Here is a 25,594-nt window from a genome sequence, read left to right on the forward strand (position 1 = left end):
GCAGGCAGCGAGTCAGGTCACCGCCTGGCGGCGCCGGGCCCGCTCGCCGACCGCCGCGGGAGCGCCGGCCCGAGCCGGCGGATGCGGGTGGTGACGGGCGGCGGCCCACCCGGCCGAGGCGGCCTCGACGGCCGCGTTCACCGTCTGCGGACGCGGCCAGGCGAGCGCCACGACGAGCATCAGGAGCACCCCGGCGATGCTCCATGCGCCCACCACCACGGGGATGGCGATGCGCTCGGCGAGCGCCCCGGTGGCCAGCACGGCCGCGCCCTGGATGACCTGTGTTCCGCTGGCCATCACGCCGAACGCCCGGGCCCGGTAGCCGTCCGGCAGGACACGGACGAAGAGACTGTTGGCCATCGGCATCAGCGCCCCCACCGCGAAGCCGCAGGCGGCCGCGAGGAGCGCCACGACGAGCGGGGGCGGGTCGAGCAGCGCGGGAACCAGGACCGCCGGGGCGAGGACCGACAGCGGCCGGATCAGCGCCAGCCGCCGGGCCGGGGCGACCAGCCGACCGATCAGCAGCCCGCCGAGGATGACGCCGACCGGGCCGGCGGCCATGATGACCGCCTGGGCGGTGGCGGTGGACATGCCGTGTCCGGACCGCTCGGCGGCCCACGCCGCGGCGAGCCCCTCCGGCACGATGGAGAAGACCATCGCGCTGAACACCAGCACGGCGATGGCCCGCAGGACCGGCCAACCGAAGACCAGCCGGAAGCCCTGGCCGGTCTCCCGTAGCAGGTGGCTGCGGTGCGCCGCGGTCATCGCGGGCGGCCGGTCCCGGAGCCCGAACCGGACCAGTGCCGCCGACACGGCGAAGGTAGCCGCGTTGAGCAGCAGCGCGGCGGTGGGGTTGACCGAGGCGATCGCCGCGCCGAGCAGGTAACCGGCGACCTGGGCCGCCTGGCCGGTGCTCGCGGAGACCGACAGGCCCACCACCAGCCGGTCGCTGGTGAGGATGTGCGGCATCAGCGCGGACCGGGCGGCCTGGCTCGGCGGATTGGCCAGCGTGGCGGCGAAGATCAGGACGAGGATCGCCCAGGGTGGCAATCCGGGCACGGCCACCAGGGCCATCAACGCCATCCGGATCAGGTCGCAGGCCACCATGACCTGGCGGTACCGGTGCCGTTCGGCGAGTGCGGAGAGCAGTGGGCCACCGACCAGCCAGGGCAGGTAGCTGACCGCGAACGCGGCGGCGGAGAGCGCCACCGATTCGGTCTGCCGGTAGATCAGGATGGTGACCGCGGCCTTGGCGACGTAGTCGCCGACCCAGGACAGGGTGTTGGCCGACAGGAGGGCGCGGAACTCCGCCTGGGCGAACACCTCGCGGAAGGTGGCCGGGCCCTCCTGGGCGGGTCGCTCGTCGGACACCGTCGCCTCCATCGTCCCCGAGGACCGACCACTCGTGATGGTCCGACCGGGAACCGTCGTCAGATCTACGGATCAGCGAGGACACGAGCACGCTCCAGGGGGAGCGTGCCCACCGGATTCTGCCCGATCGTCTGACAACTGGCTAGGGCGAACGGATTGATCGTCACATCTCCGACTGAACGAACGGACGATACCCGAGGGGTCGGCTGGCGCGCGACCCCCGAAATCGTCCACCTCGACCCGGACCGGTGGCGACTGGACTCAGGTCGGTCCGGCGGCTCCCGTCTCGCCCGTGGCGCGGGTCGGCACCCCCGGATAGAGCCGGGCCGCCGCGATCCGGGCGGTGATGCCGGAGTTCTCCAGCGCCTCGGCCAGCCGGCGGCGCAGCTCGCGGCCGACGGCGAACTGCCCGTCCGCGGTCGTCTTGACCACCGTGCGGATCACCGCGCCGTCCACCGTGATCTGCTCCACGCCGAGCACGTCCGGCTCCTCGACGATGTGGGGCGCAAGCTCGGGATCCAGCGCCACCGAGGCCGCCGCCGTACGCAGCACCGCGGTGGCCTCCTCGGTGCTGGCGAAGCCGATCGGCAGGTCCACCACCACCAGCGCCCAGCCCTGGCTCTTGTTGCCGACCCGGATGATCTCGCCGTTGCGGATGTACCAGAGCACCCCGCGGCCGTCGCGGACCGTGGTTACCCGCAGGCCCACCGCCTCCACCGCGCCGGTCGCCTGACCCAGGTCGACGGTGTCGCCGACACCGTACTGGTCCTCGATCAGCATGAACAGGCCGGCGATCAGGTCCTTGACCAGGCTCTGCGCGCCGAACCCGAGGGCCACGCCGGCGATGCCGGCGCTGGCCAGCAGCGGGGCCAGGTCGAAGCTGAACTCCTTCAGCACCATCAGCAGCGCGATGCCGAAGATGAACGCGGTGACCATGCTGCTCAGCACCGAACCGATTGCCTCGGCGCGCTGCCGCCGGCGCTCCGGCACGAACTGCTCCGGGTTCACCGTGGCGCTGGGGATCCGCTCCCGCAGCGGGCGGAGCAGGGTGGGCACCGCCCCCTCGGTGGTGGTCCGCACCAGCCGGTTGATCGTCCGATGCAGCGCCCAGCGGGCGGCGACCGCCAGCAGCAGGATCAGGACGATCCGCAGCGGCTTCAGCAGGATCCAGTAGCTGCCCTCGGCGAACCACACCGAGCCGCTGACCTTCCACACATGATTGCAGAGCGGCTCCTGGAGGCACTCAGGGCTCGGCGTCGGGTCGGGGTCGGCCGCGGCGGTCAGGGCGGCCAGGGTGCGGAGCATCAGGTCGGTGGCACTCACACTGCTTTCGTACCGCAAGGCCGCTGAGCGCCGGCTGTCGGCCCACCCACGAGTGCCGCCGGTCCGCCTGGCAACCGATCACCTCGGGTGGAACCGGTCATCGTGGCACACCCGGAAAAGCTTCATGAGGGTACCCCGGATTAGTGCGTGCAATCCGTGGCCCGATCAGGGACGATTGGCGCAACGGACGTCGGTGATCCGGCCGGCTTCGGTGCGGTTCCTCACTGTCTGCGGGGCGTACCGGCGCGGCGGTGGCGGGAGCGGCTGGACCGGGAGGGTGAGCACGATGCCTGACATACGACCCACGGCGGGCTCCGGTGCGCTGGTTCTCAACGCCACCTACGAGCCGCTGTGTGTCGTGTCGGTGCGTCGCGCCGCGATCCTCGTGCTGTCGGCCAAGGCCGTCTGCGTCGCCGACGGCGACGGCATCCTGCACAGCGCGCGCAGCGCGCTCCCCGTCCCCTCGGTGGTCCGGCTCACCCGCTACGTCCGGGTCCCCTACCGGACCCACGTCGGGCTCTCCCGCCGGGCGATCTTCGCCCGGGACGGCTGGCGCTGCGCCTACTGTCGCGGTCCGGCGGAGACCATCGACCACGTCTTTCCGCGCAGCCGGGGTGGCCGGCACGCCTGGGAGAACGTGGTCGCGGCGTGCGCCCGCTGCAACCACACCAAAGGCGACAAGACCCCGGCCGAGCTGGGCTGGCGGCTGCACAGCCTGCCGGCCGCCCCGAAGGGGACGGCGTGGCGGGTGCTCGGCCATCGGGCGCCGGATCCGCGCTGGGCGGACTGGCTGGACCTGCGCGAGCCGGAGCCCGAGGCCGCCGCCTGAGCCTCGGCTCACGGGCCGCGCGACTGGACCAGGGACGCGTAGACCACCAGGTTGTCGGCGTACCCGGTCTCGCCGCCCACCCACCGGCCGCCGCAGGTGATCAGGCGCAGGTTCGGCCGGCTGAAGTCGCCGAAGATCTCGTCGACCGGCAGCTTCTCCTTGCCGTACTTCTGCACCGAGGTGACCTCGAAGACGGCCACCGAGTGGTCCTCGCGGGTCACCTCGACCCGGTCGCCGTCGTCCAGCTTCTTCAGATCGTGGAAGACGGCCGGGCCGGAGGTGGTGTCGACGTGCCCGACGATCACCGCCGGTCCGTTCTGCCCGGGGGTCGGCCCCTGGTCGTACCAGCCGGCCTCGCCGGCCTTCTCGAGCTCGGGTACGGCGATGGTGCCGTCCGAGGCGATGCCGACCCGGTGCACCGGTGCCCGCAGGCCGAGCTTGCTGATCGAGATGTTCGTCGGCGGGCTCGCCGACAGCACCGGGAACTTCTTCGGCGGCGGACGTATCCCGGCGAAGAGCCGATCCGGCAGCACGGTGACGCCGGTCACCCGCTCGACGCCGAGCATCGCCACGATCAGCACCATCAGCGCGGCGATCACCAGCACCGGGGCGCCGGGGCCGCGCCGTACGGCGTGCCGCCAGCGGGCGGCGGCCGTGGTGGTGGGCCGGGCCAGCCGAGGCTGCGGATCGGCGGTGGCGACGCTGGCCGTGGAGGCCTGGCCGGCGGCGCGGGTGAACCGGCGGGACGCCCGGGCCGCCAGCCGCAGCACGGTCCGGAGCCCGCTGCCGGTCCGGCCGCGCCCGGTCCGGCCGTCGCCGCGGTTCGTGGCGGTCCGGTCGTTTCGCGGGCCCGGCGGGCGGCCGCCGTCCCGGGCCGGCGTGCTGCCGCCGTCGCCGCGGATCCGCGTGGTGCCGGCGTCGCGGTCGACCCCGGCCGGGTCACCCGTGCGGCGGACCCCGGTGGTGCGCCCGTCGCCACGGGGCCCGGTGGTGCGCCCGTCGCGACGGATCCTGGTGGTGCTGCCGTCGCGATGCATCCGCGTGGTGCGGCCGTCGCCGTAGATCCGGGGGGTGCGGCCGCCGGTGCGGGCCGGCCTGGTGGTGCCGTCGCCGGTGGGGCGGGCGTCGCGGTGGATCCCGCCGGTGCGGCCGTCCCCGTGGATCCGGGTGGTGCGGCCGCCGGCGGGGGGCGGCGTGGTGGTCCCGGCGCCGCCGACGCGGGTGGTGCGACCGTCGCCACGGATCCCGGTCGTGCCGCCGTTGCGGCGGCTCCGGGTGGCGCGACCGTCGTCCCTGCTGTCCGGCTGCCAGCCGGCTCGGGTCCGTGAGCGGGCCATCGCCGCACCCCGTCAGAAGCGCGACCCGGTCCTGCGACGGGCACCGACGCCGGCCACCACCGCCACCGCGACCAGCCCGCCGACCAGCAGCAGCGAGCCCGCGCCCCGGCCGCCCGCGGTGCCGCCACCGCCGGTGGCCGGGCCCTTGCTCGGCTGGGCCATGTTCAACACGGTGAGCACGGTCGACGCCGTGTTCCCGTTGGAGCAGCGCAGGTCGACCGGGAAGTCACCAGCCTGCTTGTTGGCGGGAATGGTCACCGCCCCGGTGAGGAAACCGTTGTCCGGGCGGAGCATCACCCGCCCGAAGGCGTCCGAGTTCACCTCGGCCTGCCGGTTGTTCGCGTTGTCGCAACTGGCCCGGATGCTCACCCGGGTGCCGGCCTGCGCGGGATTCGGCGTGACCTCGACAAAGACGTTCTCCCCGGCCCGTGCCGGGGTGACGGTCATCAGGACGAACGCCGCGACCAGCCCGAGCACGCTCAGGACGGCCGACAGGGCACGGTGTGACACGAGCCCTCGCATGATTCCCCCCTCCCGGTGCGGTGCACCGGAATCCTGCTGATGGGCAGCGGCGGTTGCTTTCCCGCTGGCCGCGGGGCAAACCGGTGCGGGGCTGTCAACAGGAGGCCTGCTGTTCAGCAGGCGTTGACCGGGTGTCCCGCCCTACCCCTCAGCGGCGGCGGGTGGAGGGCGGTGAGCCGGCGGGCGGGAGCGGGGTGACCGGGTGCCAGTGCAACGGGGTGGAGAGGACCATCGTGCTGGACGGCTGGCCGTACGGGGCGAGCCGGTCGATGACCCCCTCGAACTCGTCGATCGAGCCCGCCGCCACCTTGAGCATGCTGCACGCGTCCCCGGTGATCCGGTGGATCTCCATGATCTCCGGCCAGCCCGCCACCTCCGGGTCGTTGAGGATGCAGCGGGACCCGTAGCAGGACATCCGGATCAGCGCGACCACCGTACGTCCGGCCCGGGTCAGGTCCACGTGCGCGTGGTAGCCGGTGATCACGCCGGACTCCTCCAGCCGGCGGACCCGTTCGGCCACGGCCGGCGGCGACAGGTGCACCCGGCGGGACAGCTCGCTGAACGAGAGCCGGGCATCGGCCTGGAGTTCGCGCAGCAGCGCCCAGTCCATGTCGTCCACTGCGTGACCTTTCGTTCGTGAACCCGTCCTCCGCGCGGCCTTCCAACCGGCAGGTCGAACCACCGTACCGCCGTTGAACAGGCATTCCATCGGCGGATCCACTGGCGGGATCATGTCGTCTACCCCACGTACGGAGGGAGAAGACGGTGGAGAAGACGGACCTGCGGGCACCCACGGTGGCTGCGGCCGTGCGTCCGGCCACCCCGCGGCAGCGGGCGGCCCGGGCGGCGCGCAACGGCGGCGAACCGACGCTGGAGTTCGCCGACCGGGTGCCCTACGACGCGTACGTGCGGGCGAGCACGCTGCACCGCCTGCAGCAGCCGCTCAGCGACGACCCGGGCGAGATGTCCTTCCTGATGGTCAGCCAGATCATGGAGCTGTACTTCGGCCTGACCTGCCACGAGCTGCGGCACGCCCAGCGGGAACTGCGGGCGAACCGGATCTGGGACGCCCTGCCCCCGCTGCGCCGCGCGGCCCTGCACCTGGAGGGGCTCAACGCCGCCTGGCAGGGGTTGCGCTGGATGACCCCGGCCGACTTCAACCGGTTCCGTGACCGGCTCGGCGAGGGCTCCGGCTTCCAGTCCGCGATGTACCGCCACCTGGAGTTCCTGCTCGGCCTCCGCGACCCGGCCCTGATCCGCCCGTTCCGCCGGCAGACCGAGGTGCACGCGGAGCTGACCGCCGCCCTCGCCGCGCCGAGCCTCTGGGACGACGTGCTCGCCCTGCTCGCCCGGCGCGGCTTCGACCTTCCCGCCGAGCTGCTCGGCCGGGACGTGCGGACCGAGCACGAGCCGCACCCTGCCGTCGAGGCGGCCTGGGTGCGGATCTACGCCGACGGCGGCCCGGACAACCACCTGCGGCTGTTGGGCGAGGCGCTGACCGAGGTGGCCGAGCGGTTCGCCGACTGGCGCTGGCACCACGTCAAGGCGGTGCAGCGCACCATGGGCGCCAAGGTCGGCAGCGGCGGCTCCGCCGGGCTGGCCTGGTTGCAGCGCAGCATGGCCCGGGTGGTCTTCCCGGAGCTGTGGTCGGCCCGGACCGCGATGTGACCCGGAGGACGCGAGACATGCAGACCCCTGAAGAAGAAGCCCGCCGCCTCGACGCCGCCGACGCCGGACACCGGCACCTGTTCCACGTGCCGCCCGCCGAGGGTGGGCGCTACCCCGAGGTGGCCTACCTGGCCGGCAACTCGCTGGGCCTGCAACCCCGGGCCACCCGGGACGAGCTCCTCGCCGACCTGGACGCCTGGCGCAGGCTGGGCGTGGAGGGGCACCTGGAGGCCGAGCGGCCCTGGCTGCCGTACCACGAACTGCTGACCGAGCCGGCCGCGCGACTGGTCGGCGCGCGCCCCGCGGAGACCGTGGTGATGAACTCCCTCACGGTCAACCTGCACCTGCTGATGGTGAGCTTCTACCGGCCGGCGGGGCAGCGGACCCGGATCGCCATCGAGGACAGCGCCTTCCCCTCGGACAGCTACGCGGTGCGCAGCCAGGCTCGCTTCCACGGCCTCGACCCGGACGCCACGGTCGTGCGGCTGACGCCGCGCTCCGGCGAGGACACCCTGCGGACCGAGGACGTGATCGACTTCCTCGCCGCCGAGGGACAGACCGTCGCGCTGGTGCTGCTCGGCGGGGTCAACTACCTGACCGGCGAGCTGATGGACATCCCGGCGATCACCGCCGCCGGGCGGGCCGCCGGAGCGGTGGTCGGCTGGGACCTGGCGCACGCCGTCGGCAACGTGCCGCTGGCGTTGCACGACTGGGACGTCGACTTCGCCGCGTGGTGCTCGTACAAGTACCTCAACTCGGGGCCGGGTGCCCTGGCGGGCGTCTTCGTCCACGAACGCCACCTCGGCGACCCCGCCCTGCCCCGATTCGAGGGCTGGTGGAGCACCGAGGCGGTGACCCGGTTCGAGATGACCCCGGTGTCCCGGCCGCCGGCCACCGTCGAGGCGTGGCAGATCTCCAACCCGCCGATCTTCGCGATGGGTCCGGTGCGCACGTCGCTGGAGCTGTTCGACTCGGTCGGCATGCCCGCGCTGCGGGAGCGCAGCCTCCGCCTCACCGGGTGGCTGGAACGGTTGCTCGACGAGGTGACCGCCGACCGGCCGCTCACCGTGGTCACCCCGCGTGACCCGGCCCGCCGCGGCTGCCAGCTCTCGGTGCGGATCGGGGTGGGCAGCGCCAACGAGCTGACCAAGCGGCTGCGGCACGAGCACGGGGTGATCGCGGACGCCCGCGAGCCCGACGTCGTCCGCTTCGCCCCGGTGCCGCTCTACTCGACGTACCACGACTGCTGGCGGGTTGCCGACGCGCTGGCCGCGACCGTGGAGGTGGACCGGTGAGCGCGAGGAGTGAGCCGGGCCTGCGAGCCCCGCAGTCGCGAACGGAGGTGGACCGGTGAGCGCGAGGAGTGAGCCGGGTCTGCGAGCCCCGCAGTCGCGAACGGAGGTGGACCGGTGACGCAGCGACGCGACGAGATCGCGGTGGTCGGGGCCGGGCTGGCCGGCTGCCTGCTGGCCTGTTTCCTGGCCCGACGCGGGTACCCGGTGGCGCTGTACGAGCGGCGGCCGGACCCGCGTACCGGCAAGGTCGAGCGGGGGCGCTCGATCAACCTGGCGCTCTCCGAGCGCGGGCTGGACGCGCTGCGCCGGATCGGGCTCGACGAGCAGGTGATGGCGGACGCGCTGCCGATGCGCGGCCGGATGATCCATCCGGTCGAGGGGGAGCCGCAGTTCCAGTCGTACAGCGTCTCCGGCGACCGGGCGATCAACTCGATCAGCCGGGGCGCGCTGAACAACGCCCTGCTCAGCGCCGCCGCCGCACTGCCGGGCGTGCGGATCGCCTTCGACCACCGGCTGGTCGGGCTCGACCCGAACACCGGCGAGATGACCTTCGAGACCCCGCAGGGCAAGGTCACCGGCACCGCGTCGGTCGTCCTCGGTGCCGACGGCGCCGGCTCCGCCGTGCGCGGGCAGCTCCTCGGGTACGGCGCGCTGACCGAGAGCCTGGACTTCCTCGACTACGGCTACAAGGAACTCACCATCCCGCCGATCGGCGGCGACTTCGCCCTCGACCCCGGCGCGTTGCACATCTGGCCGCGCGGCACCTCGATGATGATCGCGCTGCCCAACCCGGACCGCTCGTTCACCTGCACGCTCTTCTGGCCCACCCACGGCACCGCGAGCTTCGCCTCGCTGGGCAGCCCGGCCGCCATCGAGCGGTACTTCGCCACCCACTACCCGGACCTGATCCCGCTCGCCCCGAACCTGGTCGACGACTACCAGCACAACCCGATCGGCGTGCTGGGCACGGTCCGCTGCACCCCGTGGCAGGTGAACGGGCGAGTGGGCCTGCTCGGCGACGCGGCGCACGCCATCGTGCCGTTCTACGGCCAGGGCGCGAACTGCGCGTTCGAGGACGTGGTCGAGCTTGACCGCTGCCTGGACGAGTGCGACGACGAGTGGTCGGCGGCGCTGCCGCTGTTCCAGCACCGGCGGCAGGCCAACGCCGAGGCGATCGCCCAGATGGCGCTGACCAACTTCGTGGAGATGCGGGACAAGGTCGCCTCGCCGGTGTTCCAGACCCGCAAGCGGATCGAGCACGCGCTGGAGCGGGCCCTGCCCGACCGGTACGTGTCGCAGTACGAGCTGGTCTCCTTCTCCACCACCCCGTACGCGCAGGTGCGCCGCCGGGTGCGCAGGCAGTACCAGGTGCTGGGTGCGGTGGCGGCCGGCGCGGTGGCGCTGCTGGCCGGCGCGGCGACGGCGATCGGCCGAGGGAGGCGGGCATGACGATCTGGGATCCGCGGCTGATGGCCGGGCACGCGCCGGACGGCCCCGGCCTGCTGCGCAACTTCGTCGGCGGTGAGTTCGTCGACGCCGGGCGGCGGTTCACCAAGCGGAGCCCGGTCACCGGCGAGCCGGTCTTCGAGGTGGTCGAGGCTTCCTCGTCCGTCGTGGACGACGCGGTGGCGGCGGCCCGGGCGGCGCTGTGCGGGCCGTGGGGCCGCCTCGGCGAGCGGGAGCGCGCCGAGGTGCTGCGGCGGATCGCCGACGAGCTGGAACGCCGCTTCGACGACCTGGTCGCGGCCGAGGTGGCGGACACCGGCAAGGCCATCTCCCAGGCCCGCATGCTGGACATCCCGCGCGGCGCGGCCAACTTCCGGGCGTTCGCCGAGATCGTGGCGACCGCGCCGACCGAGTCGTTCACCACGGTCACCCCGAACGGCGGCCGGGCGCTGAACTACGCGGTCCGCAAGCCGGTCGGCGTGGTCGCGGTGATCGTGCCGTGGAACCTGCCGCTGCTCCTGCTCACCTGGAAGGTCGCCCCCGCCCTGGCCTGCGGCAACGCGGTGGTTGTCAAGCCCAGCGAGGAGACCCCGGCCTCGGCCACCCTGCTCGCCGAGGTGATGGCCGCCGCCGGTGTGCCGGAGGGGGTGTTCAACCTGGTGCACGGCTTCGGCCCCGACTCGGCCGGGGAGTTCCTCACCCGGCACCCGGGCGTCGACGCGATCACCTTCACCGGGGAGTCCGCCACGGGCAGCGCCATCATGCGCGCCGCCGCGGACGGGGTGAAGGCGGTCAGCTTCGAGCTGGGCGGCAAGAACGCCGGGCTGGTCTTCGCCGACGCCGACCTGGACGCGGCGGTCGCCGGGTCGGTGCGGTCCAGCTTCACCAACGGCGGTCAGGTCTGCCTCTGCACCGAGCGGATCTACGTGCAGCGGCCGGTCTTCGAGGAGTTCACCGCCCGGCTCGCCAAGCGCGCCGACGAGCTGGCGTACGGCTGGCCGGCCGACGAGGCGACGGCGAACATGCCGCTGATCTCGCGCACCCACCGGGACAAGGTGCTCGGCCACTACGACCTGGCCCGGGCGGAGGGCGCCGAGGTGCGCGCCGGGGGCGGGGTGCCGCGCTTCGGCGACGCCCGCGACGGTGGTGCGTACGTGCAGCCGACCGTGCTGACCGGACTCGGGCCGGACGCCCGCACCAACCGGGAGGAGATCTTCGGCCCGGTGGTCCACGTCGCCCCGTTCGACGACGAGGACGAGGCGTACGCCCTGGCCAACGGGACCGACTACGGCCTGGCGGCGACGGTCTGGACCCGGGACGTGGGCCGGGCGCACCGGGCCGGCTCGCGGCTGGACGCCGGCATCGTGTGGGTGAACACCTGGTTCCTGCGTGACCTGCGTACCCCGTTCGGCGGGGTGAAGGCGTCCGGCATCGGCCGGGAGGGGGGCGTCCACTCCCTCGACTTCTACTCCGAGCTCACCAACGTCTGCGTGGACCTCTCATGAGCGGCGCGAAGGGCAGAATGCACGGGCATCGTGAGCGTCGTCAGCGAGCGCAGCGAGGAGCGGGGATGACCACCGTCGACATCGAGGCCGCGAACCGGGAACTGGCCGTCGCCCGGCAGGATGAGAAGCCGTGCCCGCCCCTGCGGGGCCGGCTGCTGCCGGAGGGCGACATCGAGTCCGCCTACCAGGTGCAGCAGGTGTACACCCGGCAGCGGCTCGGCAAGGGCCACCGCCGGGTGGGCGCCAAGATCGGGCTGACCTCCCGGGCGGTGCAGGAGAACTTCGGTGTCTTCCAGCCCGACTTCGGGGTGCTCTTCGACGACATGGCGGTCGGCGACGGCGTCGAGGTGCCGATGGGCCGGCTGCTCCAGCCCCGGGTGGAGGCGGAGATCGCCTTCGTGCTCGGCGCGGACCTGCCCGACGAGCGGGTCACCACCGTCGACCTGATCCGGGCCGTGGACCACGTGCTGCCGGCCATCGAGATCGTCGACTCGCGGATCGCCGGCTGGGACATCACCATCGTGGACACCATCGCGGACAACGCCTCCAGTGGCCTCTTCGTGCTCGGCGCCGCGCCGCGCCGGCTCGCCGACGTGGATCTGCGGCTGTGCGGCATGGTCCTGGAGCACGCCGGGGAACCGGTCTCGGTCGGGGCCGGGGCGGCCTGCCTCGGCAACCCGTTGCACGCGCTGGAGTGGCTGGCCGGGACGATGGCCCGCGCCGGCGACCCGCTGCGCGCCGGCGACGTGGTGCTCTCCGGGGCGCTCGGCCCGATGGTGCCGGTCACCCCGGGCGCCGCGTACGAGGCGCGGATCTCCGGGCTCGGCTCGGTGCGGACCTGTTTCTCGAAGGAGACGGCATGAGTGTCGGTGTGGCGGTGCTGGGGTCGGGCAACATCGGCACCGACCTGATGATCAAGGTGCTGCGGCTGAGTGACAGCCTGCGCATGGTGGCGATGGCCGGCATCGACCCGGCGTCGGACGGTCTGGCCCGGGCCCGGCGGCTCGGCGTGGCCACCACCGCCGAGGGCGTGGACGGGCTGGTGGCGTTGCCGGAGTTCGCCGACGTCGAGCTGGTCTTCGACGCCACCTCGGCCGGCGCGCACCGGCACCATTACGAGGTGCTGCGGGCACACGGCCGGACCGTGGTCGACCTGACCCCCGCCGCCCTCGGCCCTTATGTGGTGCCCCCGGTCAACCTCGACGAGCACCTGCACGAGGCGTGCGTGAACATGGTGACCTGCGGCGGCCAGGCGACCGTGCCGATCGTCGCCGCCGTCGGCCGGGTCACCCCGGTCGCGTACGGGGAGATCGTCGCCTCGATCGCCTCGAAGTCGGCGGGTCCGGGCACCCGGGCCAACATCGACGAGTTCACCGAGACCACCGCCCGGGCGATCGAGGTGGTCGGCGGTGCCGAGCGCGGCAAGGCGATCATCGTGCTGAACCCGGCCGACCCGCCGCTGCTGATGCGCGACACCGTCTACTGTCTCTGCCCGGACGCCGGCGCCGACCGCGCCGCGATCGCCGCCTCGGTGGCCGAGATGGTGGCCACCGTGCAGGAGTACGTCCCGGGTTACCGGCTCAAGCAGGACGTGCAGTTCGACCCGGTCGACACCTATGTGCCGTCGCTCGGGCGGCACCTCACCGGGCTCCAGGTGTCGGTCTTCCTGGAGGTCTCCGGGGCCGGGCACTACCTGCCCGCGTACGCCGGGAATCTGGACATCATGACCTCGGCCGCGCTGCGCACCGCGGAGCGGCTGGTGGCCCTGCGCAAGGGGGTTGCGGTGAGCGCGAGGAGCGCAGCGGAGCGGAGCCCCGCAGTCGCGAACAACGGGGGGATCGCGTGACCGACCTCTACATCCAGGACGTGACGCTGCGCGACGGCATGCACGCCATCGCGCACCGGTACACCGTGGACCAGGTGCGGACCATCGCCGCCGCGTTGGACGCCGCCGGGGTGGCCGCGATCGAGGTGGCGCACGGCGACGGTCTGGCCGGCTCCAGCGTCAACTACGGTCACGGCGCGGCCAGCGACGCCGACTGGATCTCCGCCGCCGCCGAGGTGCTGGCGTCGGCGAAGCTCACCACCCTGCTGCTGCCCGGCATCGGCACCATCGCCGACCTGAGGGCGGCGAAGGCGCTCGGGGTGACCAGCGTCCGGATCGCCACCCACTGCACCGAGGCGGACATCTCCGCCCAGCACATCTCCTGGGCCCGGGAGAACGGCATGGACGTCTCCGGGTTCCTGATGATGTCGCACATGAACGACCCCGCCGGGCTGGCCGCCCAGGCCAAGCTGATGGAGTCGTACGGTGCGCACTGCGTCTACGTCACCGACTCGGGTGGCCGGCTGCTGATGTCCGACGTGGCCGACCGGGTCGACGCGTACCGGCAGGTCCTCGAACCGGAGACGCAGATCGGCATCCACGCCCACCACAACCTGTCGCTCGGGGTGGCGAACAGCGTGCTCGCCGTCGAGCACGGCCGGATCCTCGGCGACGCGCCGGCCGGGTCGGACGCCCCGCACGGCCGCACCGTCCGGGTGGACGCGTCGCTGGCCGGGCAGGGGGCGGGTGCCGGCAACGCGCCGTTGGAGGTGTTCGTCGCGGTCGCCGAGCTGCACGGCTGGAAGCACGGTTGCGACGTGTTCGCGCTGATGGACGCCGCCGACGACCTGGTCCGCCCGCTGCAGGACCGGCCGGTCCAGGTCGACCGGGAAACGCTCTCCCTCGGGTACGCGGGGGTCTATTCCAGCTTCCTCCGGCACGCCGAGCGAGCCTCGGCGAAGTACGGGGTGGACGTCCGCTCGATCCTGGTGGAGCTCGGCCGGCGCCGGATGGTCGGCGGCCAGGAGGACATGATCGTCGACGTGGCGCTGGACCTCGCGAGCAAGGAGAACTCATGATCGGGCCGGACATCGCCGGGATCGCCGGGCAGTTGGGCGTGGCGGCCGACACGGCCACCGCGATTCCGCAGCTCGCCGCCGAGGCCGGCCTCGACGTCGACTCCGCGTACGCGGTGCAGACCGCGCTGCTGCAGCGCCGCCTCGACCGGGGCGAGCGGCTGGTCGGGCTGAAGATGGGGCTGACCAGCAAGGCGAAGATGGCCCAGGTCGGGGTGGACGAGGTGATCTGGGGCCGGCTCACCGACGCCATGCGGGTCCCCGACGGCGGCACGGTCGACGTCGCCGGCTTCATCCACCCTCGGGCCGAGCCGGAGGTGGCGTTCCTGCTGGACCGCCTCCCCGAACCGGGCGAGCCGGTCGGTTCGTTCACCGACGCGGTCCGCGCGGTCGCCCCGGCGATCGAGCTGATCGACTCCCGGTACGCCAACTTCACGTTCTCCCTGCCGGACGTCATCGCCGACAACACCTCGGCGGCGGCGTTCGTGGTCGGGCCCTGGTCGCCCGTGCCGGACGGGCTGGACAACCTCGGCGTACTGCTGGAGATCGACGGGCGGGTGGCGCAGGTCGGCTCCACCGCCGCGATCCTCGGCGACCCGCGCCGGGCGCTGGACGAGGGCATCCGGCTGGCCGGCCGGCACGGGGTGCGGCTGCGCGAAGGCTGGGTCTTCCTCGCCGGCGCCGCGACGGCGGCGGTGCCACTGCGCCCCGGCGCCCACGTCCGTGCGGTGGTGGAGAAGCTCGGCACGGCGTCGTTGAAGGCGGCGGCGTGAGCGCGAGGAGTGAGCCGATCTTGCGAGCCCCGCAGTCGCGAACCGAGGACAGCCCGAGCGCCCGGGTGGTGGCCGGGAAGGCCGTGCCGCGCGGCGCGTTCCCGCACGTCAAGGTGGCTGGCGGGTTCGTCTTCGTCTCGGGTACGTCCTCGCGTCGGCCGGACAACACCTTCGCGGGCGTGTCGGTGGACGAGTTCGGCACCACGGACCTGGACATCCGGGTGCAGACCCGGGCGGTCGTCGAGAACATCCGCGACCTGCTGGCGTCGGTCGGCGCCGGGCTCGACGATCTGGTCCAGGTCACCAGCTACCTGGTCAACATGAATGACTTCGGTGGATACAACGAGGTGTGGGCGGAGTTCTTCGACGCCACCGGGCCGACCCGGACCACGGTGGCCGTGCACCAGCTGCCGCATCCGCACCTGCTGATCGAGATACAGGCCGTGGCCCTACTTCCGTCGGGAGGTCATCGTGAGTGAGATCGCCGAGCCGTTCAGCTTTCCGGGGTGGATCGCGGAGAACCAGCACCTGCTGAAGCCGCCGGTGGGCAACAAGGAGATGTTGCCGGGCAGCGACGACTTCATCGTCATGGTGGTGGGCGGCCCCAACCAGCGGACCGACTTCCACGTCGACCCGTACGAGGAGTTCTTCTATCAGGTCAAGGGCAACATGCACGTCAATCTGATGCTTCCGGAGGGCCCGCGTACGGTGCACATCCGCGAGGGCCAGATGTGGATGCTGCCGCGCAACACCCCGCACTCGCCGCAGCGGCCCGAGGTCGGGTCGATCGGCATGGTGATCGAGCGGGTCCGCGAGGAGGGCACGCTGGAGAAGTTCCAGTGGTACTGCCTCGAGTGCAGCCACCAGGTGCACGAGGTGGAGCTCCAGGTCCGTGACATCGCCGCCGACCTGCCCCCGGTCTTCCAGGCGTTCTACGCCGACGAGAAGGCCCGTACCTGCACCAACTGCGGCGCGCTGCACCCGGGCAAGGGCTGATGCCGCACCCGGTCGTGGACGTGCACACGCACGTCGTACCCAAGGGTTGGCCGGACCTCGCCGCGGCGTGCGGCGGGTCCGGCTGGCCCTGGCTGCGGGTGGACTCCGAGCGCGCGGCCATGATCATGGTGGGGGAGACGGAGTTCCGGCCGGTCGGCGCGGAGTGCTGGGACGCGGAGACCCGGCTCGCCGACATGAGCGCCGACGGCGTCGACGTGCAGGTCGTCTCGCCCACCCCGGTCTTCTTCAGCTACGACCGCCCGGCCGGCCAGGCGGTCAAGGTGGCCCGGATCTTCAACGACCTCGCCCTCGAGGTCACCGCCGCAGGGGGCGACCGGCTGGTGCCGTTCTGCCAGGTGCCGTTGCAGGATGCTGACCTGGCCTGCGCGGAGCTGGACCGCTGCCTCGCGGCCGGCCACGTCGGGGTGGAGATCGGCAACCACGTCGGGGACCGGGACCTCGACGACGCCGGCATCGTGCAGTTCCTGACCCACTGCGCCGAGGTGGGCGCCCCGGTGTTCGTGCACCCCTGGGACATGCCCGGCGGCCCGCGGCTGGACCGCTGGATGGCCCGCTGGCTGACCGGGATGCCGGCCGAGACGCACCTGTCGGTGCTGGCGCTCATCCTCGGTGGGGTCTTCGACCGGGTGCCGGAGACGCTGCGGATCTGCTTCGCGCACGGCGGTGGCAGCTTCCCGTTCTGGCTGGGCCGCGCCGACAACGCCTGGCACCGCCGCGGCGACCTGGTACGCGGCGCCTCCACCGCCCCGCCCAGCTCCTACGTCGACCGGTTCTGCGTGGACTCGGTGGTCTTCGAACCGGCCGCGTTGCGGCTGCTCGTCGACACCATGGGCGAGGACCGGGTGCTGGTCGGCAGCGACTACCCGTACCCGCTGGGGGAGCGGCCGGTCGGGCAGGTGGTCCGGAAGGCGGACTTCCTCACCGCCGACCAGCGGGACAAGCTCCTCTCCCGCAACGCCCTACGCTTCCTCGGTAGGTCGGATATTTGAGTGCTGTCCTGATCGACGCGCGACCGTGTCGGGACGACACACGCCGGTCGCGAGCGGGCAGGATGGCGGTATGGCCGAGCCGCACGACCTGACCGCGCTGGAGCAGGCCGCCGCGATCCGCCGGGGCGAGCTGTCCAGCGTGGAGCTGGTCGAGCACCACCTGCGCCGGGTCGAGGCGCTGGGCGACACGGTCGGCGCGTTCGTCACCGTCACCCCGGAACGGGCCCGCGAGGCGGCCCGGACCGCCGACGCCGTGCCGGTGGACCAGCGCGGGCCGCTGCACGGCGTACCGACCGCCGTCAAGGACCTGACGTTGACCGCCGGCGTGCGGACCACCTTCGGCTCGGCCGCCTTCGCCGACTTCGTGCCGCCGGTGGACGCCGACGTGGTCCGGTTCATGACCGCCGCCGGGCTGGTCAGCCTCGGCAAGACCACCACGTCCGAGCTCGGCTGCTCGCTCTACTCGGAGGGCCTCGTCGCGCCGCCGGCGCGTAACCCGTGGCACCTCGCGTACACCGCGGGTGGCTCCAGCGGCGGGGCCGCGGCCGCGGTGGCGGCCGGGCTGGTGCCGGTGGCGCAGGGGTCCGACGGCGGCGGCTCGCTGCGCATCCCGGCGTCGCTCTGCGGTCTGGTCGGCTACAAGCCCAGCCGAGGGCTGGTCTCCGGCGGCCCGCTCGGCTTCGGCGCGTTCGGGCTGCCCATCAACGGCCCGCTCGGGCGGACCGTCACCGATGTCGCCGCGCTGCTCGACGTGCTGGCCCAGCCGGTGCCCGGCGAGCCGTACCTGCCCCCGGCCGCGCCCGCCGCCGGCTACCTGGGCGCCGCCCGCGACGCCGCGCCCGGGCGGCTGCGGATCGGCCGCTTCACCACCCCGATGCTCGCCGACGAGCCGGTGCACCCCGACTGCGTGGCGGCCGTCGACCGGGCCGCCGCGCTGCTCACCGCCGCCGGCCACGAGGTGGTCGAGGTCCCGGCGCCGCTCGGCCCGGAGGCGTGGCCACTCTTCGAAACCGTCTGGTACGTGCTGGCGCTCTCGCCGGTGCCACCGGAGCGGGAGAGCGAGCTGCTGCCGCTGACCCGGTTCCTCCGTTCCCGGGGCGAGGCCGTCGGCGCGGGGCCGTTGCTGGCCGCCCTGGGTGAGCTCCAGGCCCAGGTACGCCTCGGCGTCCGCCGCGTCGCCGGCTGCGACCTGCTGCTCTGCCCGACCCTGGCCGCACCGCAGGCGCCGGTGGGCGCGTTCGCCGCGCTCGATCCGGCCGAGGATTTCGACCGTCAGCGCCGCTTTTCCCCATATTGCGCCATCTTCAACGTGACCGGCGATCCGTCCATTTCCCTGCCGCTCGGCCGGAGCGCGGACGGGATGCCGGTCGGGGTGCTGCTCACGGGCCGGTACGGCGACGACGCGACATTGATAGCCACTGCCGGGCAACTGGAGAACGGCTGTGGCGGCTGGGATCAGCACCCCGCAATCTGGCGGGCGGTCGACTCCGCTAACGTGAACAGGACAAGCGGAGTCGGGCGCTGGTCGTGATCGTCCGCCCGACCCGGAAATTCCTGATCTCTCTTTCCGCCTGGGGGCGTTGGGATTGTCTGTTACCGAGACGTTGCTGATCTACTTCGGCATCCCGGCGGCCGCGGTGCTGGTGATCGCCGGACTGGCATTCGCCGGCAGCCGCGGCGGCGGTGGCGGCACCAAGCGCTACCGGCCGGGACGGCCCTTCGACTTCACTCCGGTCTGGTTCCTGGCCCGTCCGGAGCAGCTGGCCGACTCGGCCGGCGCCGCACTGGCCGCCGGCGCGCAGGCGCCGGCGTTGACCAGCCGCAAGCAGGAGCAGGCCGGCCGGGAAGCGCCGGCCGGTGGAACCGGAGGCGCAAGTGACCGTTGGTGAGAAGCAGGCCGTGACGGGGACGGACACTCCGCCCGAGGTGCTCGACGGGCCCTTCTCGACCCGTCAGCTGCTCCGCATCGACGAGGCGCTCCGCCTGGCCGACCAGGGCACCGGCCTGGTCTTCTCGGTCTACGTGGGTGGCCTGGGCGGCCCCGACGAGCCGATCCGGGAGCACGCCGAGCGGCTGCACCGTCAGCTCGCCGAGCCCGACAGGTCCGTGCTGATCGTGGTGTCGCCCAACCAGCGGCAGCTCGAGATCATCACCGGCCGGTACGCCCGCAAGCGCATCCCCGACACGTACGCCAAGCTCGCCGCGCTCTCCATGGTGGCGTCCTTCGGCGGTGGCGACCTGGCCGGCGGCATCATCCAGGGCCTCGACCAGCTCGCCAGCCACGCCGGCAAGGGCTGAACCCTTCCCGTACGACGAAGCCCGGCCCGCGAACTCGCGGGCCGGGCTTTTTCGTCGGGTGCTCGGCGGCTCGGGCCCGAGGTATCCCTCGCCTCAGGCGCTGCGGGCGTCCCGGGCGCGGGCCTTCAGCGCGCGGACCACACCGTCGCGGCCCTCGGCCACCAGCCGGCGCAGCGGCGCCGGGTGACCCTCCTGCGCCAGCCACGCGTCGGTGGCCGCCACCGTGTCCTCCTCGACCAGGTACGCCGGGTAGGCGAGCTGGACGAACTCCTGCGCCGGCTCGCTGTCCCGCTGCGCCCAGATCTGCGCCACGGCGGCGAAGTACTTCTCCCGGTACGGCGCGGTGAGCTCCACCTGCGCCGGGTGGGTGAAGCCCTGCAGCAGCGCCCGGTTGCGCCAGTTCGGCAGCGCCTCCGGGCCGGTGAGCTGCGCCCACACCGCCGCCTTGTTCTCCGCCGTCGGCACCAGGGCGTGCGCGTACGCGGCCTCCCGCTCGCCGCTGGCGGTGCGGTCGTCGGCCAGCTCGGCCTCCACCTCGGCGGCGCCGGCCGCGCCGTTGGCCACCAGCGACTGGAGCACCGTCCAGCGCAGCTCGGTGTCCACGGTCAGCCCGGCCGTCACCTCGACGCCGTCCAGCCAGCCACGCAGCGTCGCCAGGTCCTCCTCGGAGCGGGCCGCTGAGGCGTACGCCCGGGCCCAGGCGAGCTGGAAGCCGCTCCCCGGCTCGGCCGCGGTCAGCGCCGCCCGCGCGGTACGGGCCAGCTCGGCCCAGCCGGTCGGCGCCCACGCCGGGTCGGCGTAGAAGGTGAGCGCGGTGGTCGCCTGACGCAGGGTGGCGGTGACCAGGTTGATGTCGGTCTCCGCGGGCAGCCCGGCCAGCACCAGCGCCAGGTAGTCCCGGGCGGACAGTTCGGCGTCCCGGATCATGTCCCAGGCCGCGGTCCAGCAGAGCGCCCGGGCCAGCGACGACTCGAAGCCGGCGATGTGCTGCACCACGTTGGCCATCGACCGCTCGTCCAGCCGCAGCTTGGTGTACGTGAGGTCGTCGTCGTTGAGCAGCAGCACGTCGGCGGCGGGCCTGCCGTTCAGCACCGACAGCTCGGTCGCCGCCCCGGTCACGTCCACCTCGACCCGCTCCCGGCGGACGAGCCGGCCGTCGGTCAGGTCGTAGAGGCCGACGCCGATCCGGTGGGTCCGCAGCGTCGGGTACCCGGCCGGCGCCTCCTGGCGAACCAGCACCTGCTCGTACGTGCCGCCGGCGCCGATGGTGACCTCGGGGCGCAGTGTGTTGACCTGAGCGGTCTCCAGCCACTGGGCGGCGAACTTGCGCAGTTCCCGACCCGAGGCCGCCTCCAGCTCGGAGAGCAGGTCGTCGAAGGTGGCGTTGCCCCAGGCGTGCTTGGCGAAGTAGGCCCGCAGGCCGGCCAGGAACGGCTCCTCCCCGACGTACGCGACGAGCTGCTTGAGCACGCTGGCGCCCTTGGCGTAGGTGATGCCGTCGAAGTTGACCTCGACCGCCTCCAGGTCCGGCATGTCGCAGTAGACCGGGTGGGTGGAGGAGAGCTGGTCCTGCCGGTAGCCCCAGTTCTTCCGGATCGACAGGAAGGTCGTCCACGCCTCGGTGAAGCGGGTGGCGTGGGTGTTGCACCAGTGGCTGGCCCACTCGGCGAACGACTCGTTCAGCCACAGGTCGTTCCACCAGCGCATGGTGACCAGGTCACCGAACCACATGTGCGCCAGCTCGTGCAGGATCGTGTTGGCGCGCTGCTCGTACTCGAAGTCGGTGACCTGTGACCGGAAGATGTAGTGCGACTCGGCGTGGGTGACGCAGCCGAAGTTCTCCATCGCGCCGGCGTTGAAGTCCGGCACCCAGAGCTGGTCGTACTTGGGCAGCGGGTAGCGGACCTGGAACTGCTCGTGGAAGAAGTCGAAGCCCTGCTTGGTGATCAGGAAGAGGTCGTCCGCGTCGAGGTAACGGGCCATCGAGGCTCGGCAGTAGACGCCCAGGTCGATGCCGTCGTGGCTGTCGCGCACCTCGTGGTACGGGCCGGCGCAGAGCGCGGTGATGTAGGTGCTCATCCGGACCGACTCGGCGAAGTGGACGGTCTTCAGCCCCTCGCCGGCCGGCTCCTCCCGCTCCACCGGCATGTTGGACACCACCCGCCAGTGGTCGGCGACGGTGGCGTGCCAGGTGTAGACGCTCTTCAGGTCCGGCTGGTCGAAGCAGGCGAAGACCCGCTGCGCGTCCGCCGTCTCGAACTGGCTGTAGAGGTAGGTCTCGCCGTCGACCGGGTCCACCGTGCGGTGCAGCCCCTGGCCGCTGTTCGAGTACGCGAAGTCCGCGTCCACCACGAGGACGTTCTCGGCCTCGAGACCGGACAGGGTGAGGCCCTTCTCGGCGGACCAGCCGGAGACGTCGACCGGCGCTCCGTTGAGCGTCGCCGACCGGACCGACTCCGCGGCCGCCTCGATGAAGGTGGTCGCGCCGGGCTCGGCGCAGCGGAACCGGACCTCGGTCACCGAGCGGAACGTGCGGCCCTCGGCCTGCACGGCGGCCGACAGGTCAAGACTGATGTCGTACGCGGTCGCGTCGAGCAGACGGGCCCGCTCGGTGGCCTCGACCTGAGTCAGGTTGCGAACTCCCGGCACTGTTTGTCTCCATCCCACTCTTCATTGCCGCGCGCCCGCGGCCCCGGCCTCGCCGGTCCGCTCGTGACGGCCGGTCCGAAACCGAGTCTTCCATGCACCGACACCCTGCGGTGGCCGAGGTCACGCTCTCATTCCGGCACCGGTCGATGCTGCTCGGGGTGAAGATCGGGGAAGGCGCCGGGGTTCCGGCGCGGGAAAGTCGTGAAGGGATAGCACCGTGACCGAACGTGTCGCCGTGGACATGTGGTTTGACCCGCTGTGCCCCTGGGCGTGGATCACCTCCCGCTGGCTGTTGGAGGTCGAGGAGGTCCGGGACGTGGACATCCACTTCCACGTGATGAGCCTCTCCGTGCTCAACGAGGGCCGGGACCTGCCCGAGCAGTACCAGGACCTGATGAAGAAGGGCTGGGGCCCGGTGCGGGTCTGCATCGCCGTCGAGCAGGCGCACGGCGGGGAGACGCTGGCGAAGCTCTACACCGCTCTGGGCACCCGGATCCACCTGGGCAAGGAGCCGCTCGACCGGGACCTGCTGGTCAACGCCCTGACCGACATCGGGCTGGACCCGGTGCTCGCCGACGCCGCCGAGTCCACCGCGTACGACGAGGCGCTGCGGGCCAGCCACGAGGCCGGCATGCGGCCGGTCGGCACCGACGTCGGCACCCCGGTGATCCACGCCCCCGGCCCGGACGGCGGCAAGGTCGCCTTCTTCGGCCCGGTGATCACGCCGAGGCCGAAGGGCGAGGCGGCCGGCCGGCTCTGGGACGGCGTCCTGTTGGTCGCCGGCACCCCGGGCTTCTACGAGCTCAAGCGCAGCCGCGAGCTGGGTCCGATCTTCGACTGAGGAGCAACCGCCGACCGACGTCTCCGGTGGCGCACAGGCCCCCGGCTGACGCGACGAACCCCGCGCCGTCGGCGTCACCCCGGCGGGGCGGGGTTCGTTTCACCGGGTGTCTAGGCCGGCGGCCCACGGAGGTCGCACCCCGGCAGCTCCTGGAGGCAGTCCCATGGGTAAGCACCGCCGCATGCCCGCCGAGGCGCCGGAGACGGCGACCGAGGACTCCGGTGCGACGTACTGGTCCGTGGCCGAGGGCGACTGGCCGGCCGTCCGGCCGTCCCTGCCGGCCGAGATGGTCGAGCTGCTGGCCCCGCCGATCGTGGTCGGCGTGGCCCGGGTGGTGGCCACCTCCCGGTTGACCCCGCCGGCCGACGCGGGCCTCCCGCCCCGGATCCAGGGCCCGATCCGGTCCAGCGCCGCGGCCGGCCGTCCGGTCCCGGCCGGCACGACGACGGTACGCCTCAACTCCGCTCCGTCCCGCCCGGTCGCCCCGGCCGCCGCCCGCCGGCTGAACGCCGGGCGCCACCGCAGCGCCATCCCCGACCGCACCGCCTGATCGGGGTGTGGAGAAGAGGCCCGGCACCACTGGAGGCGGTGACCGGAGGCCCCTCCTTTCATCTGATGGAAGCGGCTGGGTCCGGCACCGGCGTGGCGGGCGGCGCGGGTAGCGTCAGCGGGCATGACGGTCGTGCATCCGATCGCCCGGGCCTGGATCACCACTGGCGGCACCGGCGCGCAGAACTACGACGAGTTCGCCGACGACGCGGAGATCACCGCCATCGTCGAGGCGAACCCGCACAGTGCTTTGGGCATCGAGATGCCCCACCGGGCGCCGGACAGCCTCGGGAAGTCCTTCCTCGACGCGCTGCCCGACGCGGTGGCCCGGCTCGCCGAGGCGAAGGCGGACGGCAGCTACACCCCGGCCGAGCAGGTCGTGGTCGCCTACCGGATCAGCGCGCCGGGGGAGGAGACCGCGTACGGCCTCTTCGCCATGGTCGACACCGACCAGATCTCCACCCGGGCGGACGAGCCCGGCCTGGTGATCCGCAACGAGGACGTCTTCATCGCCAAGGTGCGGGAGCGGGTCGCCTTGGCCGAGGCGCTGGGCCACCTGCTCTCGCCCGTTCTGCTGCTGCAGACCGGGCGGGGTGACGAGCTGCACGCCGCGCTCGCCGCGGCGACCGAGGCGGCCGGCGCGCCCGCCGCCACCGACGTCGACCAGGCCGGACGGACGCACGCCATCTGGCTGCTCGGCCCGGGGCCGGAGCAGGATGAGCTGACCGCCTTCGCGGGCGGCGGCGAGCTGGTGGTCGCGGACGGCAACCACCGCAGCCTGGCCGCGCAGACCGGCGGCCTGCCCCGCTTCCTCGCGGTGATCACCACGCCCGCGTCGGTCGCCATCCAGCCCTACAACCGGCTGGTCAGCGAGCTGACCAGCACCCCGGCGGAGCTGCTCGACCGGCTCCGCGCCCCCGGCGCGCAGGTCACCCCCGTCAGCGGCCCGCTCGAGGTCCCGGCGGCCGGCGGCACCGTCCACCTCCACCTCGCCGGTCAGGGTTACGCGGTCACCCTGCCGCACGTCGAGGGCGACCGGCTGGAGAACCTGGACCACGCCCTGGTCGAGCGGCTGCTGCTGCGCGACGCGCTCGGCCTCGACCCGGGCGACAAGCGGATCACCTACGTGGGCGGCGACTACCCGGCGAGCTGGCTCACCGGCGAGGTCGACGCCGGGCGGGCCGAGCTGGCGATTCTCATCGCCCCGGTGACCGTGGACGACTTCGTCGCGGTCAACCTGGCCCGGGAGAAGATGCCGCGCAAGAGCACCTGGTTCACCCCCAAGGCGCGGGCCGGCATGGTCGTGGCCGAGCTGCCCCGGTGATCCTGTGACGAATTCGCCTCGGGGCCGCCGCCGCTGCGGCGGCCCCGAGGCGGGCCTGACAGACTGCGCGGTATGCGCGTCTACCTGGGATCCGACCACGCCGGCTTCGAGCTGAAGGTGCACCTGGCCAACCACCTGGCCAAGCAGGGGTACGAGGTGGTCGACGTCGGCCCGCACGCCTACGACCCGGACGACGACTACCCGGCGTTCTGCCTGCACACCGGTGACCGGGTGGTCGACGACCCGGGCAGCCTCGGCGTGGTCATCGGCGGCTCCGGCAACGGCGAGCAGATCGCCGCCAACAAGATCGCCGGCGTCCGCGCCGCGCTCGCCTGGAACATCGACACCGCGCAGCTGGCGCGGGAGCACAACGACGCCAACATCGTCGCCGTCGGCGCCCGCCAGCACACCCTGGACGAGGCGACCGCCCTGGTCGAGGCCTTCCTGACCACGCCCTTCTCGGGCAACCCCCGGCACGCCCGCCGGATCGACCAGGTGGTCACGTACGAGCAGACCCGGCAGCTCCCCGAGCTGCCCGCCTGACGCCCTGCCCCGCGCGGGCAGGTCGCCCCGGCACGGCGGTCAGCGGCCGGTGCGGGGCAGTTCGTCGCGGGGCACCCAGTGGCGGCGCACGATCACGACGTGGGCCTCGGCCTCGGCCAGGTCCGCATCGGTCGGTCGGGCCGCGTCCCGCGCCCGCAGTGCGGCGCTCACGCTCACCTGGGAGGAACCCGAACCGACCAGGCCGCGCAGCCCGCGCTCGCCGTCGTCCGCGGAACCGGTGCGGCGTCCTCGGGGCTCCGACGACTCCAGTTCGGCGTGTCTGACGCCACGCTGCGACCTGGAGCCGTCGTCCGACGATTCCGGCTCGTCGTGTCTGACGCCACGCTGCGACCTGGAGCCGTCGTCGTCGTACACCGCGGCCGTGCTCGCGCTCGGCCCGTCTGCGTAGGTGCC

25 protein-coding genes and 1 pseudogene are annotated in these 25,594 nt (G+C 73.0%); 19 read left to right on the top strand and 7 right to left on the bottom strand.

All coding sequences use genetic code 11. The annotated features are described in order from the left end of the window. Window positions 1-12 precede the first annotated feature (12 nt). Window positions 13-1,371 carry an MFS transporter gene (locus ACNAVT_RS16715; RefSeq protein WP_416297258.1) on the bottom strand — a complete coding sequence of 453 codons (1,359 nt, stop codon included), beginning with the start codon at window positions 1,369-1,371 and terminating at the stop codon, window positions 13-15. Window positions 1,372-1,632: 261 nt separating this feature from the next. Further along, window positions 1,633-2,676 (bottom strand): mechanosensitive ion channel family protein, encoded by a 1,044-nt coding sequence (locus tag ACNAVT_RS16720; protein WP_416297327.1) that lies wholly within the window; start codon window positions 2,674-2,676, stop codon window positions 1,633-1,635. Window positions 2,677-2,980: 304 nt separating this feature from the next. Between ACNAVT_RS16720 and ACNAVT_RS16725 the strand changes: the two genes are divergently transcribed. After that, complete coding sequence (locus ACNAVT_RS16725) at window positions 2,981-3,523, top strand: HNH endonuclease (RefSeq protein ID WP_416297260.1); 543 nt, start codon at window positions 2,981-2,983, stop codon at window positions 3,521-3,523. Between the two features lie 8 nt (window positions 3,524-3,531). Here ACNAVT_RS16725 and ACNAVT_RS16730 read toward each other — a convergent pair whose 3' ends face one another. The 3 genes from ACNAVT_RS16730 to ACNAVT_RS16740 all read right to left on the bottom strand — a co-directional run bounded on the left by ACNAVT_RS16730 (window position 3,532) and on the right by ACNAVT_RS16740 (window position 6,001). Continuing rightward, window positions 3,532-4,293 (bottom strand): class F sortase, encoded by a 762-nt coding sequence (locus tag ACNAVT_RS16730; protein ID WP_416297328.1) that lies wholly within the window; start codon window positions 4,291-4,293, stop codon window positions 3,532-3,534. 579 nt (window positions 4,294-4,872) lie between these two features. Further along, entirely contained in the window at window positions 4,873-5,382 is a 510-nt protein-coding gene (locus tag ACNAVT_RS16735; protein ID WP_416297262.1) for a hypothetical protein, read from the bottom strand. Between the two features lie 148 nt (window positions 5,383-5,530). After that, a complete protein-coding gene (locus ACNAVT_RS16740; protein WP_416297263.1) occupies window positions 5,531-6,001 on the bottom strand; it encodes an Lrp/AsnC family transcriptional regulator in 471 nt (156 codons plus the stop codon). Between the two features lie 146 nt (window positions 6,002-6,147). On the opposite strand from ACNAVT_RS16740, the gene ACNAVT_RS16745 reads away from it, so the two are divergent. The 14 genes from ACNAVT_RS16745 (at window position 6,148) to ACNAVT_RS16810 (ending at window position 19,274) form a co-directional block, all read left to right on the top strand. Beyond that, entirely contained in the window at window positions 6,148-7,050 is a 903-nt protein-coding gene (locus tag ACNAVT_RS16745; RefSeq protein WP_416297265.1) for a tryptophan 2,3-dioxygenase, read from the top strand. Between the two features lie 17 nt (window positions 7,051-7,067). Then, window positions 7,068-8,345: a kynureninase gene (kynU, locus tag ACNAVT_RS16750; RefSeq protein WP_416297268.1), complete on the top strand. Its 1,278-nt coding sequence runs from the start codon at window positions 7,068-7,070 to the stop codon at window positions 8,343-8,345. Window positions 8,346-8,459: 114 nt separating this feature from the next. Further along, entirely contained in the window at window positions 8,460-9,794 is a 1,335-nt protein-coding gene (locus ACNAVT_RS16755) for an FAD-dependent oxidoreductase (protein WP_416297269.1), read from the top strand. A 20-nt stretch (window positions 9,795-9,814) separates the two neighbouring features. Further along, the gene (locus ACNAVT_RS16760; protein ID WP_416297329.1) at window positions 9,815-11,296 is read left to right on the top strand and encodes a 2-hydroxymuconic semialdehyde dehydrogenase; all 1,482 of its coding nucleotides are present in this window, start codon (window positions 9,815-9,817) and stop codon (window positions 11,294-11,296) included. Between the two features lie 65 nt (window positions 11,297-11,361). Next, on the top strand, window positions 11,362-12,159 hold the full coding sequence (locus ACNAVT_RS16765; RefSeq protein WP_416297271.1) for a 2-keto-4-pentenoate hydratase: 798 nt from the start codon (window positions 11,362-11,364) through the stop codon (window positions 12,157-12,159). Continuing rightward, window positions 12,156-13,142, top strand: coding sequence for an acetaldehyde dehydrogenase (acetylating) (locus tag ACNAVT_RS16770; RefSeq protein WP_416297273.1), 987 nt, complete (start codon window positions 12,156-12,158; stop codon window positions 13,140-13,142). The genes ACNAVT_RS16765 and ACNAVT_RS16770 overlap by 4 nt, the downstream gene beginning before the upstream one ends. Next, window positions 13,139-14,200, top strand: coding sequence for a 4-hydroxy-2-oxovalerate aldolase (gene dmpG / locus ACNAVT_RS16775; RefSeq protein ID WP_416297275.1), 1,062 nt, complete (start codon window positions 13,139-13,141; stop codon window positions 14,198-14,200). The genes ACNAVT_RS16770 and dmpG overlap by 4 nt, the downstream gene beginning before the upstream one ends. After that, window positions 14,197-14,970 carry a 2-keto-4-pentenoate hydratase gene (locus ACNAVT_RS16780; RefSeq protein ID WP_416297278.1) on the top strand — a complete coding sequence of 258 codons (774 nt, stop codon included), beginning with the start codon at window positions 14,197-14,199 and terminating at the stop codon, window positions 14,968-14,970. The genes dmpG and ACNAVT_RS16780 overlap by 4 nt, the downstream gene beginning before the upstream one ends. Window positions 14,971-14,987: 17 nt before the next feature. Then, on the top strand, window positions 14,988-15,449 hold the full coding sequence (locus tag ACNAVT_RS16785; RefSeq protein WP_416297331.1) for a RidA family protein: 462 nt from the start codon (window positions 14,988-14,990) through the stop codon (window positions 15,447-15,449). Continuing rightward, complete coding sequence (locus ACNAVT_RS16790) at window positions 15,442-15,966, top strand: 3-hydroxyanthranilate 3,4-dioxygenase (protein WP_416297280.1); 525 nt, start codon at window positions 15,442-15,444, stop codon at window positions 15,964-15,966. Before ACNAVT_RS16785 ends, ACNAVT_RS16790 begins: the two co-directional genes overlap by 8 nt. After that, entirely contained in the window at window positions 15,966-16,976 is a 1,011-nt protein-coding gene (locus ACNAVT_RS16795) for an amidohydrolase family protein (protein ID WP_416297282.1), read from the top strand. Before ACNAVT_RS16790 ends, ACNAVT_RS16795 begins: the two co-directional genes overlap by 1 nt. A 70-nt stretch (window positions 16,977-17,046) precedes the next feature. Continuing rightward, complete coding sequence (locus ACNAVT_RS16800; RefSeq protein WP_416297283.1) at window positions 17,047-18,507, top strand: amidase; 1,461 nt, start codon at window positions 17,047-17,049, stop codon at window positions 18,505-18,507. A 73-nt stretch (window positions 18,508-18,580) separates the two neighbouring features. Continuing rightward, a complete protein-coding gene (locus ACNAVT_RS16805) occupies window positions 18,581-18,865 on the top strand; it encodes a hypothetical protein (RefSeq protein WP_416297333.1) in 285 nt (94 codons plus the stop codon). Beyond that, a complete protein-coding gene (locus tag ACNAVT_RS16810) occupies window positions 18,852-19,274 on the top strand; it encodes a DUF5130 family protein (protein WP_416297285.1) in 423 nt (140 codons plus the stop codon). The genes ACNAVT_RS16805 and ACNAVT_RS16810 overlap by 14 nt, the downstream gene beginning before the upstream one ends. A 93-nt stretch (window positions 19,275-19,367) precedes the next feature. Here the strand turns inward: ACNAVT_RS16810 and pepN are convergent, their stop codons facing one another. Further along, entirely contained in the window at window positions 19,368-21,923 is a 2,556-nt protein-coding gene (gene pepN / locus ACNAVT_RS16815) for an aminopeptidase N (RefSeq protein ID WP_416297286.1), read from the bottom strand. A 217-nt stretch (window positions 21,924-22,140) separates the two neighbouring features. Here pepN and ACNAVT_RS16820 point away from each other — a divergent pair, with 217 nt between their 5' ends. From ACNAVT_RS16820 to ACNAVT_RS16835, 4 genes are all read left to right on the top strand, one after another. Next, the gene (locus ACNAVT_RS16820; RefSeq protein WP_416297288.1) at window positions 22,141-22,764 is read left to right on the top strand and encodes a disulfide bond formation protein DsbA; all 624 of its coding nucleotides are present in this window, start codon (window positions 22,141-22,143) and stop codon (window positions 22,762-22,764) included. A 163-nt stretch (window positions 22,765-22,927) separates the two neighbouring features. After that, entirely contained in the window at window positions 22,928-23,314 is a 387-nt protein-coding gene (locus ACNAVT_RS16825) for a hypothetical protein (protein ID WP_416297289.1), read from the top strand. A gap of 123 nt (window positions 23,315-23,437) precedes the next feature. Then, on the top strand, window positions 23,438-24,637 hold the full coding sequence (locus ACNAVT_RS16830) for a DUF1015 family protein (RefSeq protein ID WP_416297290.1): 1,200 nt from the start codon (window positions 23,438-23,440) through the stop codon (window positions 24,635-24,637). A 72-nt stretch (window positions 24,638-24,709) separates the two neighbouring features. Beyond that, the gene (locus tag ACNAVT_RS16835; protein WP_416297292.1) at window positions 24,710-25,180 is read left to right on the top strand and encodes a ribose-5-phosphate isomerase; all 471 of its coding nucleotides are present in this window, start codon (window positions 24,710-24,712) and stop codon (window positions 25,178-25,180) included. Between the two features lie 39 nt (window positions 25,181-25,219). Here ACNAVT_RS16835 and ACNAVT_RS16840 read toward each other — a convergent pair. Then, a pseudogene (locus ACNAVT_RS16840) lies at window positions 25,220-25,411 on the bottom strand (hypothetical protein); the annotation flags it as partial. Window positions 25,412-25,594 lie beyond the last annotated feature (183 nt).

It is taken from the genome of Micromonospora sp. SL4-19, assembly GCF_047921475.1.
Classification (GTDB): Bacteria; Actinomycetota; Actinomycetes; order Mycobacteriales; family Micromonosporaceae; genus Micromonospora.